Origin of the sequence: Janthinobacterium sp. UMAB-56 (assembly GCF_900095265.1) — a bacterium.
Classification (GTDB): Bacteria; Pseudomonadota; Gammaproteobacteria; order Burkholderiales; family Burkholderiaceae_D; genus Janthinobacterium.
Genome location: NZ_LT607657.1, coordinates 18,393 through 32,550 on the forward strand (window position 1 = coordinate 18,393; position 14,158 = coordinate 32,550).

Consider the following 14,158-nt stretch of genomic DNA (forward strand, 5'->3'; position numbering starts at 1 on the left):
AGAAAAGTGGGGCATTTTACAGCCAGGTCAAGCAAGTTGATCGCGCGCCCGCCATGCATGCATTCCTTCACCTGCGTCAAGGACTGGGCAGTATTGGCGGGGCTATAGTCTGCACCCTGAGCCGCTACAGGACTGTGCATATCATGATGCTTGAATCAACCACCGCCACCCGCGTGGCCGGACCGCTGGAGCTGGTCTGTCCGGCCGGCAGCCTGCCTGCCTTGAAAGCGGCCGTCGACCATGGCGCCGACACCGTTTACCTGGGTTTTCGCGACGCCACCAATGCGCGCAATTTCGCCGGCCTCAATTTCGACGAGAAGGCCATCGCCGAGGGCGTGCGCTACGCCCATCAATATGGACGCAAGGTGCTGCTGGCGCTGAACACCTATCCGCAGCCGCATAACTGGGCCGTGTGGCGCAGCGCCATCGACCGCGCCGCGCAAGCCGGCATCGACGCCATGATCGTCGCCGATCCGGGCCTGATGGCGTATGCGGCCCAGCACCACCCGCAACTGCGTTTGCACCTGTCCGTGCAGGGTTCTGCCACCAACTACGAGGCTATCAACTTTTATCACGAGCACTTTGGCATCGCCCGCGCCGTGCTGCCGCGCGTGCTGTCGATGGCGCAGGTGGAGCAACTGATCGCCAAGACGGAAGTCGAGATCGAGGTGTTCGGCTTCGGCAGCCTGTGCGTGATGGTCGAAGGGCGCTGCGCGCTGTCGTCGTATGCGACGGGCGAGGCGCCGAATACCCATGGCGTCTGCTCGCCAGCGAAATCCGTGCGCTGGCTGGAAACGCCGAACGGCCTCGAATCGCGCCTGAACGGCGTGTTGATCGACCGCTATGCGCCCGGTGAGAACGCCAGCTATCCGACCCTGTGCAAGGGACGTTTCGACGTCAACGACGAAGAGTACTACGCCATCGAGGAACCGGCCAGCTTGAATACCCTGGCGCTGCTGCCGCAGCTGATCGCCATGGGCGTGCGCGCCGTGAAAATCGAAGGACGCCAGCGCAGCCCCGCCTACGTGGCGCAGGTCACGCGCGTGTGGCGCGAAGCGATCGACGCCTGCCGCGAAGGCAATGCGCGCTACGCCGTCAAGCCGGGCTGGATGGCGGCCATGGACAAGCTGGCCGAAGGCCAGCAGCACACACTTGGTGCCTACCACCGCTCCTGGAAATAGAGGATGAACATGCTGAAGCTTTCACTGGGTCCATTGCTGTACTACTGGCCGCGCGCCACCGTCTTCGAGTTTTACCAGCAGATTGCCGGCTCCGCCGTCGATATCGTGTACCTGGGCGAAACCGTGTGCTCGCGCCGGCATGAGCTGCGCCTGGGCGACTGGCTCGACATCGCCGACATGCTGGCCGCCGCCGGCAAGGAAGTGGTGCTGTCGACGCAGGCGCTGATCGAGGCGGGCGCAGAATTGGCGACCCTGCGCCGCATCACGGGCAACGGCCGTTACGACGTCGAGGCCAACGACATGGGCGCCGTGCACTGCATGGACAAGGGCACGTCCTTTGTCGCCGGTCCCCATTTGAACCTGTTCAATGGCCCCAGCCTGCAACTGCTGGCGCGCCTGGGCGCGCGGCGCTGGGTGATGCCGCTGGAAATGGGGCAGGCGGCGCTGGCCGAGATGCAGCGCCAGAAACCGGAAGGGCTGGAGACGGAAGTATTCGCCTATGGTCGCATGCCGCTGGCGTTTTCCGCGCGCTGTTTTACGGCGCGCAACCGCAACCTGCCGAAGGACGACTGCGGCTACAGCTGCCTGGAAGAACCGGACGGCCTGCTGCTGCGCACGCGCGACGCCGTGCCCTTCCTCGTGCTGAATGGCACGCAGACGCAGTCGGCGCTGGTCTACAACCTGGTGCGCGAACTCGACGCCATGCGCGACATGGGCGTGTCGGTGGCGCGCATCAGCCCGCAGGCCATGCATACGCAACAAGTCATTGCCATCTTCGACCGCGCCCGCCGCGGCCAGGTCAGCGGCATCGGCGCCCAGGCCCAGCTGGCGGCCTGCCAGCCGGCCGGCGCCTGCGATGGCTATTGGCACGGCCAGCCCGGCATGGAACAGCACGCCGCCCATTGAACGCATCGAAAGGAAGCACCATGCAAGATCAGCTGGAAAAATTACCCGTCCCGGCCAAGCCCGCTACCAGCAAACCTGCCATGTCGTACCGGCTGCCCGAGCCGCTGGCAGAATTGCTGTCGAAACTGCCGCCGTATCCTGCCTCCTGGCTGTTCGTGCAAGGATTGAACCGCTTGCTGGCGCCGCAATTGCCCGACGACGTGCGGCGCAGCCTGGAAGGGCGCAGCCTGCGCCTGCGGCTGCTGGACGCGGGCATTGCCTTCGATTTCGAGTGGCAGGGCACGGTGTTCGTGGCCGAGCGCTATGTCGACGTGACGGACCTGTGCATCAGTGCCAGCGTGCATGATTTGATGCTGCTGGCGCGGCGCCAGGAAGATCCGGACACCCTGTTTTTCAGCCGCCGTTTGAGCCTGGAAGGCGATACGGAACTGGGTCTGCTGTTCAAGAATACGCTCGATGCCATCGAGTTGCCGCCATTCGACCTGCAGGCGCTGGGACCGCGCCGCGTGCTGGCGCATCTGCGCGACCGGGGCGCGCGGGAAGGCTGAGCCGATAAGGGGGCGCCGCGACGGGCGGCAGCAGGCGTTCTAGTGGCGGCAATGGCCGCAGGCGCCGCTGCACGATGGCAGTTGCTCCTCATCGGAGGCCTCGCCCATGAAGCCGGCGTCGTTGACGGCGACCAGCAAGCGCTCTTGTGTGGCCAGCCGTTCGTCAAATTGCACCGTGGCACCGTGGCGCGCCAGCGAGACGCATACGGTGGCCACGCCCGCGACGCCTTCGAGCGCACCCGTCAGCCTGTCGGCGCAGCCTTCGTGATCCATACCAATAATATTCAAGCGCGCAGTCTGCATGGCTTCCTCTTGTTTTTCAGATAAAAAAAACAGCGTAGGCGAGGGGCGCGCATGCCGTCCAGAGGCGCACGCGCTTTTTATTTTCTATTTGCTGTTTTGTTGATCTGGATTAATTCTTCTGCCTCCATTGCCGCCGGGAACTGCTGTTGTTTTATACACAGTTTCCTTATTCCATTCGACAAGCGTGGCGTGCTGCGCGATACTATCATTCTGATAAGAACGCTATGAAGCGCTGGAAAGGAGGGGCCATGCAGCGTCGCTCCCTGCTCATGCTGGCAGGCCTGTGGCCGTTTGGCGTCGCTACCGGCGCCGCGCCGTTGCCGCTCGTGTATCCGCGACACCAGGCACTCAATGATCCGCAGCAAGGCTACGTGACGGCTTTGCTGCAAATGGCGCTGGCGCGTTCGGGCCAGGCGTATGCGCTGCGCCGTTCCCAACTGCGCATGGTGCAGACGCGCGCCATGCAAGAAATCGCCACGGCATCGGGCAGCGTCGATGTCGTGTGGGCCATGACGAGCCGCGCGCGCGAAACGCAATTGTTGCCGGTGCGCATACCCATCGACCGTGGCCTGATCGGCTGGCGCGTGGCCCTGATCCAGGCGCGCCAGCCGCAGTTGCTGCGGGCCGTGCGCAGTATCAGCGCCCTGGCGCGGCTGTCTGCCGGCCAGATGCGCGACTGGCCAGATTCCGCCATCCTGCAAGCGAATGGCTTGCGCCTCGATACTTCGAGCACCTATGAAGGCCTGTTCCAGCAACTGGCTGCAGGGCGCATCGATTACTTTCCCCGTTCCGTGATCGAGGCGCAAAGCGAGCTGGCCAGCCATGCGCAATTGCCGCTGGCGCTAGATACCCACCTGGTCATTCGCTACCCGGCGGCGCTGTATTTTTTTGTCGGCAGGCATCGGCCGGAGCTGGCACGCCACATTGAAAGCGGACTGGAAACCATGCTCGCCGATGGCAGTTTCGCGCGGCTGTTTCAGCAGCATTTCGGCCGTCTCGCCGATGGCTTGAAGCTGTCCCGTCGGTACGTGCTGGAGCTGGCGAATCCTGACTTGCCGGAGGAGACGCCGCTGGAGCGCAAGGCACTTTGGTATCGTCCACATCATTAATTGTAATTTTGTTCATCAGAGTCCAAGCAGCACTTCCATCGTGCGCAGCATGTTTAATCAAACGCAAGCCGCGTTCAACAGGGCAGCTATGGCTAGCGATAATTCTTTTCCACCGAACGTGCTTGCGCCGGCGCATCAATGACGCAGCGCTGGTGGCGCCCGTTTCTATGCCGTCCCGGTGAAGCAATCGTGCAGGCTGGAATAGACATCCGTGGATATAATTGCTATTGTGAAAGTATAAACATGGCAACCCCGTGCTTTCCCCTCATTCATTGACTGGACGCTACATGGGCAGATTGCAAGGACACTTATCATTATTGCTGGCGACGGCCCTGGGCGCAGCCCTGCCTGCCCAGGCGCAGCTGCCGGCAGGGGCGCCGCTGACCTTCAACGAAGCGCTGCAGCAAGCGGCAAAGGCCTCGGGCGTCGTGCAGGGCGCCGCGCTCGACGTGCGCGCAAAAACACTCAAAGCGGAAGCCTTGGCGAATATCGACGGCCCTTCCGTGGACTTGACGGCGTTTCGCGGCCGATTGTCGACGGACTTGAGTATCGATACGAGCGGCCTGTCCGGTGTGGTGGGCGGTATCGAATCCGTGCTGCCATCGATTCCCGGCTTGCCCACGCCACACATTCCCAATTCCCTGAACCGTGAAGTGGTGACGGATCTGACCTCGTTCGGCTTGCTGGGCATGTGGCCCATCTACACGGGTGGGCGCCTGGACGCCGTCAAGGGACTCGCTTCCAGCCTGACCCTGGCCGCCCAGGCCGAACGCACGGAAGCGGAAGAGCAACTGGCCACCCTGGTGGCGCAGCGCTATTTCCAGTTGCTGCTGGCCAAGCGGGTGGTGGCGGTGCGGGCCGACGTGACGGCAGGCGTGACGCAGCACCAGCGCGACGCGGCCAAGCTGGAAAAGGGCGGCCTGATTTCGCGCGCGGAACGCTTGCGCGCCGACGTGGCCCTGGACAGCGCCCGCAGCGAGGAAGCGCAGGCGCGCAGCGATGAGGAAATCGCGCAAGTGGCGCTCGACCGTTTGCTTGCCGTCAAGACGCAAGTGCGGCCCAGCACGCCGCTGTTCGTCAATAGCTTGCCCGTTGGCACCCTGCAATCGTTCATCAGCACGGGCATGCGGGAAAATGCCAACTGGAAAAAGATCGACAGCAAGCGCGTGCAGGCCGAGCAAGCCTTGAAGTTGCATGGCAAGGAATACGCGCCTACTGTGTTTGCCATCGGTAACTACAATTTGAATCGCGGCAGCGAAAAACTCGTGCGCTCGAACTGGGCAGTTGGCCTGGTCGTATCCGTACCGCTGGTGCACCGCATCAATACGGGCAAGATGATCGCCGCCGCCAGGCTGGACCAGGAGCGGGTGGAAGTGGTGGCGCGCCAGGCCGAGCGCGACATTCCCACCCTGATCGAGAAAAACTGGCGCGCGCTGGAAAATGCCCGCATCCAGTACCTGTCCACGGCCTCGTCGGTGGAACTGGCGCGCGAAAATATCCGTTTGCAAACGGTGGCCTTCCAGCAAGGGCAAGTGACGTCGCTGGAAGTGGTCGACGCGCGCCTGAACCTGGCCAAGGTGGAAACGCAGCGCGCGCAGACGGCCTATAACTATGTGATGGGGCTGGCGCAATTGCTGGAAGCGACGGGCGAGACGCAGCGCCTGGGCAGCCTGGCCGCCGCAGCCGACATCCAATTACCTGTGGATAAATAAGAATGAGCAACCCCAAAAAACCCTTGGCCATAGTCGCCGCCGTCATCGTTCTGGCCTTCGTGGGCTGGGGCTTGTACCAGGCGTTCCAGCCGCAGCACCTGCCTTTGCAGGGACAAATGGATGCGCAGGAAGTCAATGTGTCGTCGAAAGTGCCGGGCAGGGTGGGCGAACTGTACGTCAAGCTGGGCCAGACGGTGCCGAAAGGCCAGCTACTGTTCCAGCTGACGAGCCCTGAGGTGGATGCGAAGATCGCCCAGGCGACGGCCGCCACGCAAGCGGCCGATGCGGTGGTGCAAAAGGCGCAAGCCGGTGCGCGTCCGGAGGAAGTCCGTGCCGCCAAAGCTAACTGGGAGCGGGCGCAGACGGGGGCGAATATTGCCAAGACCACATATACCCGCGTCAACAATATGTTCGAGCAAGGCGTGATCGCCCAGCAGAAACGCGACGAGGCGCAAGCGCAATGGCGCGCCGCCGACCAGCTGGCGCAAGCTGCCCGCGCGCAATATGACATGGCACAAAAAGGCGCCCGTTCCGAAGACAAGACGGCCGCCGCCGCCCAGGCGCGCCAGGTGGGCGCCGTGCTGACGGAAGCGCAGATCGCCCTGGCGGAAACGAAGATCGTTGCACCGGTGGCGGGCCAGGTCAGCAAGATCCAGATACAGCCCGGTGAACTGGCGCCGCAAGGATTCCCCGTGATCACCCTGGTGAATCTCGATGACGCCTGGGCCGTGCTGCAGGTGCGCGAAGATGAAATGGCAGCGTTTGCCATGGGCAGCACGCACACGGCCAACGTGCCGGCCTTGAAACAGCAACTGAGCTTCAAGGTCAGCTCCGTGGCCGTGCTGCCGGACTTCGCCACCTGGCGCGCCGCGTGCCCGGGCGGCACGGATTTGCGCACGTTTGAAATCCGTTTGCGCCCCGCCATCAAGGTCGATGGCTTGCGTCCGGGCATGTCGGTTGTGTTTCCACCGCTCTGATAGCCGATGAGCGAGCTTGACAAAGAGCAGCCGGCGGCGCTGGCGCGTGAGTGGCGGCGGCTGCGCGGCGACTTCTGGGACTTCGGCATGCTCAGCTGGATTCCGGTCGTGCTGTGCGGTATGTTGTGGCTGGTGTTTTCCGCCGGCATCGCGCGCGACTTGCCCATCGTCGTCATCGATAACGACAACTCCACCTTGTCGCGCCAGCTGACGCGCTGGCTCGACGCTTCGCCCGGCATCGAGGTGTCGGCCAAGGTGGCCTCCAGCGACGACGCCCTGCACCGGCTGCGCGAACGCACGGCGTTTGGCTATCTGCTCATTCCGAACGATTTTGAACAGAAACTGCTGGGTGGCCGGCAAGCCACCGTGCAATGGCTGTACAACGCACAGTTTTCTTCGCACGCGGGCGCCTTGCTGCGCGACGTACGCACGGTCAGCACCACCTTGTCGGCTGGCATCGAGATGACGGCGCGGGTCAAGAAGGGCATGTCGGGCGTGCAGGCGGCGGCCCAGTTCGAACCGATACGCACGACCTTGAACAGCCTGTATAACGATAATGTCAGCTATGAAGCATTCCTGACCCTGGCCCTGATGCCGGCCATGTTGCAGATTTTCATCGTCGTTGCCGTCGTCACGAGTATTGGGCGTGAATTGCGCGAGGGCACGGTGCCGCAATGGCTGGCCTCGGCCCATGGCAGCTGGCTGCGCGCCGTCGGCGCCAAGCTGCTGTTCCCCCTCGTCGCCTACTGCGCGCTGGCGCTGCTGTACTTGCTGTTTTTCAGCCTGGCGCGGGACTGGGCCGTGGCGGGCAGCTTGCCGGCCTTACTGCTGAGCATGTTGCTGCTGGTGCTAGCCTACTGCGCCCTGGCGACCCTGCTGATCGCCGCTACCCTGTCCTTGCGCCTGGCCCTGTCGGGCGCGGCATTTATTACGGCGCCGGCCTTCGCGTTTGCGGGCCAGGCCTTTCCCTTGATGGCCATGCCGGCGCCGGCGCGCGCTTGGGCGGAAGCCTTGCCGCTCACGCATTATCTGCAGCTGCAAACGAAATACTGGCTGGCCGGCGCGCCGTGGCGCTATGGCGTGCAGGAAATGTTGATACTGGCCGGCTTTGCCATCGGCTGTGGCGCTGTGGGCGTATTCCTGCTGGCGCGCCGCGCGAATGCCCCGGCCGCATGGGGGCGCGCATGAATAGTTGCTGGCCATCCTTTCTCGCCACCTGGCGCGCCATGCTGACGGACAAGGGCGCGCTGACCTTGCTGTTCATTGGCGGCATCATCTATTCCTTCTTCTATCCGCTGCCGTACTCGAAGGAAATCGTCCAACGCGTGCCGGTGGCGGTCGTCGATCAGGACCGCAGCGCCATGTCGCGCCAGCTGACGCGCTTCGCCATGGCCCATCCCTCCTTGCAAGTCGTGGCCGTTACGCCGGACTTGTCCGTCGCGCAGGATTTATTGTGGCGCGACCAGGTCATGGGCGTCTTGATCCTTCCCGACGGCTTGCAGACGGACGTGCTGGCTGGCCGCGCCGCCCATGCGCAAGTGGCGGGCAATGGCTTGTATCTGATGCTCAACAAGGTGGCCTTGAATGGCCTGGCCGAAGTGGTAGGCACCGTGTCGGCCGGTATCGAGCTCAAGCGTTTGGGTGCGGGCACGCCGTCCAGCGTACAGGCAAACCAGCAGCGCTCGCCCATTGCCTTGGCCGCCGTGCCCCTGTTTAACGTCAAGGAAGGCTATGGCGCCTATGTCGTGCCCGGCGTGGCGACCTTGATCGTGCAGCAGACCTTGCTGATCGGCATGACCATGCTGTTCGGCACCTGGTACCAGCGCAAAAGCTTCCCCTTGGCAGGCAAGCGCACGGCGGGCGGCTATGTGGGCATGCTGCTGGCGTTTGCCTGCGTGGCGTTCCTGAACTGCTGTTATTTTTTCGGCTTTGTCTTCTGGTTCCAGGATTACCCCCGTGGCGGCAACTTTGGCGGCATGCTCTTGTTGCTGCTGCTGTTCTCCCTGGCAGAAGCGGCCTTCGGCATGCTGCTGGGTATGCTGTTTCGCACGCGCGAACGGGGCACGCAGCTGATGATCGCCACCTCGATGCCGGTGCTGTTCCTCGCTGGCCTGACCTGGCCCGTGTCGTCCATGCCTGTCGTGCTGCAATGGCTGCGCTGGCTGCTGCCCTCCACGGCGGGCATACAGGGCTTTGTCGCACTCAACCAGATGGGCGCCTCGCTGTATGAAATCCGCCATGAAGTGGCGGGCTTGCTGGCCTTGCTGCTGGCCTGCGTGGCATTGGGCTGGTGGCGCTGGCGCGCCGAGGCGTCTGCGCCCAGCGTCAAACAAGGATGATCATGAAACCAGGGAAAGAGCTGGAGCCCCAACTGGCCGTGGCGGAAGAAAGGTATGCCACGATTCTGGCATCGATTCAGGCTTATGCGCAGTTCTGTGACACACATGGCGACGACGACAACGCCGAATACGACAGGCTCGCGGATCAATTAGAGGCACTAACCGGAAAAGATATCTCCCGCTTCAATCTGCGCGAGTGGTGGGAAGAGGAGGGCGCGGAAGTGCTGGCGTTCAGGATCGCCTTGCCCGACCCCGTGAAACTTGACGGCGTCAGCAGGCCGGACATCGCGCACATCATTGCCAGGATAGGCCGCTTCGAGCTGCCCGAAAAAGACGCAAGTGAACCAGGCTTCCAGCAGACATTCAGCGCTTTTCTTGATGACTACTACCACGCTTGGTTGACGCTGCACTGCAAGACTTACAACTACAAGAAAATATTTGGTGCGCACAATGACAAGGACGGGAAGCGCTTGCGGTTGACCGACGACGAGAAGGTTGACCTGCTCTGGCCATATCGCTAGCGACGGGATCCATCATGCTTTCTGCAATGCCGCCAGCAGCAGCCGGCAAAAACCGTCACGCACCGGGTCGGGCAGGTTGTCATTGGCCCGCAGCAGGCTGTCGACGCGGGGCAGTGGTGCCAGCCGTTCCAGTGCCGCATGCCGGTGCATGCCCTGGCCCAGGTTGCGTTCATTGACCACTGCCATGCCCAGGCCGGCGGCAATCGCGGTCAGCATGCCCGCCACCGATGGGCATTCCAGGCCCACGCTCCAGGCCATTCCGGCCTGGCCCAGCTTTTCCTCGGCCAGCCGGCGGTAAAAGCAGTGCGGCCCGTAGGTGATCAGTTTGACGGTCTCCCCCGGCAAAGTCTGCTCTGCCGTGGCAGCGCACCAATGCAGCGTTTCTGTCCATAACAGCGTATCTCCCGGCGCCGCATTGCCAGCAAAATCTTGGTGCAAAATCACATCAAGCACGCCGTCGGCAAAGCGTTCGCGCAATACCTGGCTTTGCTCCACCACCAGCTGTACGTCGACCTCGGGGTGGTGATGCGAGAACTGCGACAGTACCGCGCACACGTACATCAGTGAAATCTGCTCCGTCACGCCGATGTGCAGCCGGCCGTGCATCGCCGATGGCGAAAAATGGGCGACGGCGTCATCATGGGCGTCGAGTATGTTGAACGCATGCCGCAGCAGCACGGCTCCCTGGTCGGTTGTGCCAAACAGTCCGCCGCTGCGCGCCAGCAGCTGGCAATCGAGCTGCTGCTCCAGCCGCTTGATTTTCCAACTGACGGCCGATTGGCTCAGATGGAGCAGGCTGGCAGCCTGGCTCATGCTGCCGGTTTGTACCACTGCCCTGAACACACGCAGGGCGTCGATGGATAGACGCAAATTCATGGACTATGACAAAAGTTGGATTGAAGGTCAAAAGAATGTCACTGGTGTCATGTTCAGTCAAGCCTTAGCCTGCAGGTTCTGCAAACAAAAGGATATCTGATGACGAGTCAAGAACCGCTGTTGAATAGCCACGCCTTGATCCACGGCCACCGTATCGCCACCGGCATCCATGGCGCAGGCACGCCGCTGGTGCTGGTGCATGGTACACCGGCGCACAGCATTATCTGGCGCGAACTGGTGCCGCTGTTCGTCGATGCCGGTTTTCACGTGCACCTGTATGACTTGCTGGGCTTTGGACGATCCGAGCGGCCCGTCGAGGCCGACACCTCGGTAGCGGCGCAGGTGACCTTGCTGGCGGCCTTGCTCGAGCACTGGCAACTGCCGACCACCCATTTGTTCGGCCACGATATTGGCGGCGCCATTGCGCTGCGCCTGGCGTTTGACCACGCGGCGCGCCTGCGCAGCTTGAGCATCGCCGACGCGCCCAGCTACGATTCCTGGCCATCGCCCACCTGGAAGCATCTGCGCGATGACTTCGCCCGGTGTGCTTTGACACCGGCCAGCGAGCATCGCGCCACGATGGCGCGCCAGCTGGGCATGGCCGTTTTCCACAAGGACAGGATGCAGGGCGAGCTGCTGCGGTGTTACCTGGAGCCGCTGTGCGGCGTGGTGGGCCAGCCCTCGTTTTACCAGCACCAGGTGGCGCACTATAACGCCTGCTATACGATGGACTTTACCGAAAAACTGCCGCAGTTAACCGTGCCGGTACAGGTATTATGGGGCCGGCAGGACGAATGGCAGCCGGTGGCTTATGGCCATCGCCTGCAGCGCGATATTCCCGGCGCCACCTTGCACCTGTTTGACGAGGCCGGGCACTTCCTGATGGAGGATGCGCCAGCGGCCGTCGCGGCACAAGTGATCGCGTTTATTCATCAGATGGAAAGGAGGAGGCCATGATATTGATCGGAATGCTCGATTCGCCTTACGTCAGGCGCGTTGCCATTAGTATGAAAGTGCTGGGTCTGGAGCATGAACACAGGCCCCTGTCGGTGTTTTCCGATTTCGACCAGGTACAAGCTATCAATCCTGCCGTCAAAGTTCCGACCCTGGTCACCGGCGGCGGCCAGGTGCTGATGGACTCGACCCTGATCCTGGCATATCTGGAGGAACTGGCCGCGCATGCTCCCCGCATCAGGCCGGAACCAGGGCCGGCACGCCTGCGTGCGCTGTGCCAGACCAGCTATGCTTTGGCAGCCTGCGACAAAGCCGTGCAGATCGTCTATGAGCGGCGCTTGCGCCCGCAAGAAAAGCAGCACCAGCCCTGGCTGGACCGTGTCCAGCTGCAATTGCATGGGACCTGGCGGCAGCTGGAAGCGTCACTGCGCGAAGAGGCGCCAGACTGCTTGAGTATTGCCGGCATCACCATTGCGGTGGCCTGGAGTTTTGCTCAGCAGATGGTGCCCGACGTGATGGCTGCCAGCGATTATCCGGCCGTGGCCGCGCTGACGGCGCTTGCCGAGCGGCAGCCGGTGTTTCTGGCTACGCCGATGGCGGGCTAATCTGCTTTCATCCGAACCGGTAATTGCAGGCGGCTTGTGCAATAATTTCATTTCCTTAACGGAAGAGTATTGCCATGCCGTCTTTTAACCTGTTCCAGCGCCTGTCCCAAGCCCCCACCAAGCCGAAGGCGGCGCCTGCTGCGCGGCAGTTCGACGTGGCCGATTTGTACCAGGGCCCCATCGCGCTGGGCGGCGATGGCGAGACGCAAGCGCGGCCCTTCGATGAAAAGCTGCGCCAGGCCTATTTCTGGATCGTCAACCACGCCATTATCAGCCCCCATTACGACATCGAGTACAACGACGGTCCGTCGCAGACGTATGCAGTGGGCGACAGCCGCCGCACACTGAACTTGCCGTCGGCGCAAAGTTATTCCAGCTTCATCCTGCTGCCCTTGCTGACCTTTGCCACGCGCCGAAAATGCCTGTTCGTTGGCGGGCCAGGGCGGGGCAAGACGGCCAGTGCGCTGCTCATGGGGGTGCTGGCCGGTGCCACCGTCAAGGAGGTCAAGCGCGCCATGCAGCATGGCCATCCGCAGATGACGGTGGCCGACTTGCTCGGCAATCCGCTGCCGGCGGACTTGGTGAACGCGCAAAGCATGGACGATATCCGCATCGCCTGGCGCGCCTGGCTGGGCATGCGCGTGAAAATCGTCGATGAATACAACCGCATCCCCACGCGCACCCAAAGCGCGCTGCTCACCGTCATGGGCGACAATTACGCGGAAGTGCTGAACCATATTTACGAATGCCCGGAAGCGGCCTGGTATTTGACGGCGAACGACGACCAGGGCGGCGGCACCTACCAGGTGATCGAAGCGTTACGCGACCGGGTCGATGTGACGGTGCAGGCGCTGGCTTTCAATCCGCGCTTCTTGAACGAACTGCTGCTGCGCGTGGAAGAAAACGTGCGCCCCGAAGAGCTGGTGCCGCCCGAGATCATCTTCACGGAAGGTGAGGTCGATCAGATAGTCTCGGCGATCCGCCAGGTGACCGTGCCGGATGCCGTGCGGCGCCGCCTGGAATTTTTTGCCAGCCAGTTCGAGCTGTTCGAGACGGCCGGCGGCCAGTTTGAATACATGACCAAGGATACGGCCCGCCTGGCCGGCGCCGACCGGGGCGCCGCGCAGGCGGCCGACAATGGGCGCGATCGCCTGAAGGACCTCGGTTGCCAGACTTTGAATGGCATCTCCGTGCGTACCCTGATGGCGCTGCTGATCTACGCCAAGGCCATGGCGTATTTCCGTGGTAATGGCGAAGTGGCGCTGGAAGACTTGCGCCAGGTGCTGCCGTTTGTGCTGCATAACAAGCTGCAGCCAGACCCGGACGCACCCTTTTTCGCGCTGCCGGAAAACGCCGCCTACCGCAGCGACAGGCTGGGCTGGCTGCGCCGCCTGTTCGACCTGTCGAACGATGAATTCAACCGCCTGGACCTGGATCGCGACGACCCGGTAGGTGTCTTGTCGGCCCAATTCGACCTGGGCCTCGATGGCGTCAGCGAGCGCGAGACGCTGGCGCGCCTGAACCGCATCGAAAAACTGATCGGCGAACGCACGAAGGGGCGCAAGCTGTACGGGCCACTGTATGACGATTTGCTCAAGCTCAAATACCTGCACCAGCGTTACACCAATTATCGTAGCTGGCTGCGTTCGCAATGAGTGTCCTTCGCTGTCTAGGCTTTCTGGAAGCGCTGGCCATGCTGAATGGCGAGGCGAGCGACCTGTGCGCCAGCTACGAGTTGCAGCGCCTGCCCGACGCACCCGATCTCGCCACGGCGCTGGGCTTGCGCGTCGAAGATTATGCCTTGAACGTCATCGAACCCGCACGCGACTTGCCGGCAGCCTTGTGGCACCTCCATGCGGCGCCGTGTGCGCGCGCGCACCTGGAGCTGGTGTGCCAGCGCTGGTTTTTCTCGTCGCAGCACATGCAGGCGGCGCCACCTGGACGCTTTCGCGCGCAACTGGTGGCCGTTTTCTTCGCATCGCTCGATGAGGCGCTGGGTGGTTTTTCCCTGCACGTCGTGAGCATGACGCCGCCCCCTGGATTCTGGTACGCGATTCACTGGGACGAGATCGCGTTCGAACTGGGGGATGAACGCTATCTGCTGCACTTTTCGCACAGCGATTGAGG

General features: G+C 62.7%; 15 protein-coding genes. 13 read left to right on the forward strand and 2 right to left on the reverse strand.

The window, feature by feature from the left end:
- Window positions 1-146 precede the first annotated feature (146 nt).
- The 3 genes from K0F85_RS14185 to K0F85_RS14195 are packed head-to-tail and all read left to right on the forward strand — an operon-like array spanning window position 147 to window position 2,635.
- Entirely contained in the window at window positions 147-1,181 is a 1,035-nt protein-coding gene (locus K0F85_RS14185; protein WP_219116836.1) for a peptidase U32 family protein, read from the forward strand.
- Between the two features lie 9 nt (window positions 1,182-1,190).
- On the forward strand, window positions 1,191-2,087 hold the full coding sequence (locus tag K0F85_RS14190; RefSeq protein WP_219116650.1) for a U32 family peptidase: 897 nt from the start codon (window positions 1,191-1,193) through the stop codon (window positions 2,085-2,087).
- Between the two features lie 20 nt (window positions 2,088-2,107).
- Window positions 2,108-2,635 (forward strand): SCP2 domain-containing protein, encoded by a 528-nt coding sequence (locus K0F85_RS14195; RefSeq protein ID WP_219116651.1) that lies wholly within the window; start codon window positions 2,108-2,110, stop codon window positions 2,633-2,635.
- Between the two features lie 39 nt (window positions 2,636-2,674).
- Here K0F85_RS14195 and K0F85_RS14200 read toward each other — a convergent pair whose 3' ends face one another.
- The gene (locus K0F85_RS14200) at window positions 2,675-2,938 is read right to left on the reverse strand and encodes a heavy-metal-associated domain-containing protein (RefSeq protein WP_219116652.1); all 264 of its coding nucleotides are present in this window, start codon (window positions 2,936-2,938) and stop codon (window positions 2,675-2,677) included.
- 248 nt (window positions 2,939-3,186) lie between these two features.
- Between K0F85_RS14200 and K0F85_RS14205 the strand changes: the two genes are divergently transcribed.
- From K0F85_RS14205 to K0F85_RS14230, 6 genes are all read left to right on the forward strand, one after another.
- Entirely contained in the window at window positions 3,187-4,047 is an 861-nt protein-coding gene (locus K0F85_RS14205) for an ABC transporter substrate-binding protein (RefSeq protein WP_219116653.1), read from the forward strand.
- Window positions 4,048-4,334: 287 nt separating this feature from the next.
- Complete coding sequence (locus K0F85_RS14210) at window positions 4,335-5,759, forward strand: TolC family protein (protein ID WP_257572775.1); 1,425 nt, start codon at window positions 4,335-4,337, stop codon at window positions 5,757-5,759.
- Between the two features lie 2 nt (window positions 5,760-5,761).
- The gene (locus tag K0F85_RS14215) at window positions 5,762-6,736 is read left to right on the forward strand and encodes an HlyD family secretion protein (protein ID WP_219116654.1); all 975 of its coding nucleotides are present in this window, start codon (window positions 5,762-5,764) and stop codon (window positions 6,734-6,736) included.
- 6 nt (window positions 6,737-6,742) lie between these two features.
- Window positions 6,743-7,924 (forward strand): ABC transporter permease, encoded by a 1,182-nt coding sequence (locus tag K0F85_RS14220; protein WP_219116655.1) that lies wholly within the window; start codon window positions 6,743-6,745, stop codon window positions 7,922-7,924.
- Window positions 7,921-9,075, forward strand: a complete 1,155-nt coding sequence (locus K0F85_RS14225; RefSeq protein WP_219116656.1) for an ABC transporter permease — start codon at window positions 7,921-7,923, stop codon at window positions 9,073-9,075. The genes K0F85_RS14220 and K0F85_RS14225 overlap by 4 nt, the downstream gene beginning before the upstream one ends.
- Before the next feature lie 2 nt (window positions 9,076-9,077).
- On the forward strand, window positions 9,078-9,596 hold the full coding sequence (locus K0F85_RS14230; protein ID WP_219116657.1) for a hypothetical protein: 519 nt from the start codon (window positions 9,078-9,080) through the stop codon (window positions 9,594-9,596).
- Window positions 9,597-9,608: 12 nt separating this feature from the next.
- Here the strand turns inward: K0F85_RS14230 and K0F85_RS14235 are convergent, their stop codons facing one another.
- Entirely contained in the window at window positions 9,609-10,472 is an 864-nt protein-coding gene (locus tag K0F85_RS14235; protein ID WP_219116658.1) for a LysR family transcriptional regulator, read from the reverse strand.
- Between the two features lie 99 nt (window positions 10,473-10,571).
- On the opposite strand from K0F85_RS14235, the gene K0F85_RS14240 reads away from it, so the two are divergent.
- The 4 genes from K0F85_RS14240 to K0F85_RS14255 all read left to right on the forward strand — a co-directional run bounded on the left by K0F85_RS14240 (window position 10,572) and on the right by K0F85_RS14255 (window position 14,156).
- Window positions 10,572-11,429, forward strand: a complete 858-nt coding sequence (locus K0F85_RS14240) for an alpha/beta fold hydrolase (RefSeq protein ID WP_219116659.1) — start codon at window positions 10,572-10,574, stop codon at window positions 11,427-11,429.
- On the forward strand, window positions 11,426-12,031 hold the full coding sequence (locus K0F85_RS14245) for a glutathione S-transferase (RefSeq protein ID WP_219116660.1): 606 nt from the start codon (window positions 11,426-11,428) through the stop codon (window positions 12,029-12,031). The genes K0F85_RS14240 and K0F85_RS14245 overlap by 4 nt, the downstream gene beginning before the upstream one ends.
- A 74-nt stretch (window positions 12,032-12,105) precedes the next feature.
- Window positions 12,106-13,686 (forward strand): AAA family ATPase, encoded by a 1,581-nt coding sequence (locus K0F85_RS14250; RefSeq protein WP_219116661.1) that lies wholly within the window; start codon window positions 12,106-12,108, stop codon window positions 13,684-13,686.
- Window positions 13,683-14,156: a hypothetical protein gene (locus K0F85_RS14255; RefSeq protein WP_219116662.1), complete on the forward strand. Its 474-nt coding sequence runs from the start codon at window positions 13,683-13,685 to the stop codon at window positions 14,154-14,156. Before K0F85_RS14250 ends, K0F85_RS14255 begins: the two co-directional genes overlap by 4 nt.
- Window positions 14,157-14,158 lie beyond the last annotated feature (2 nt).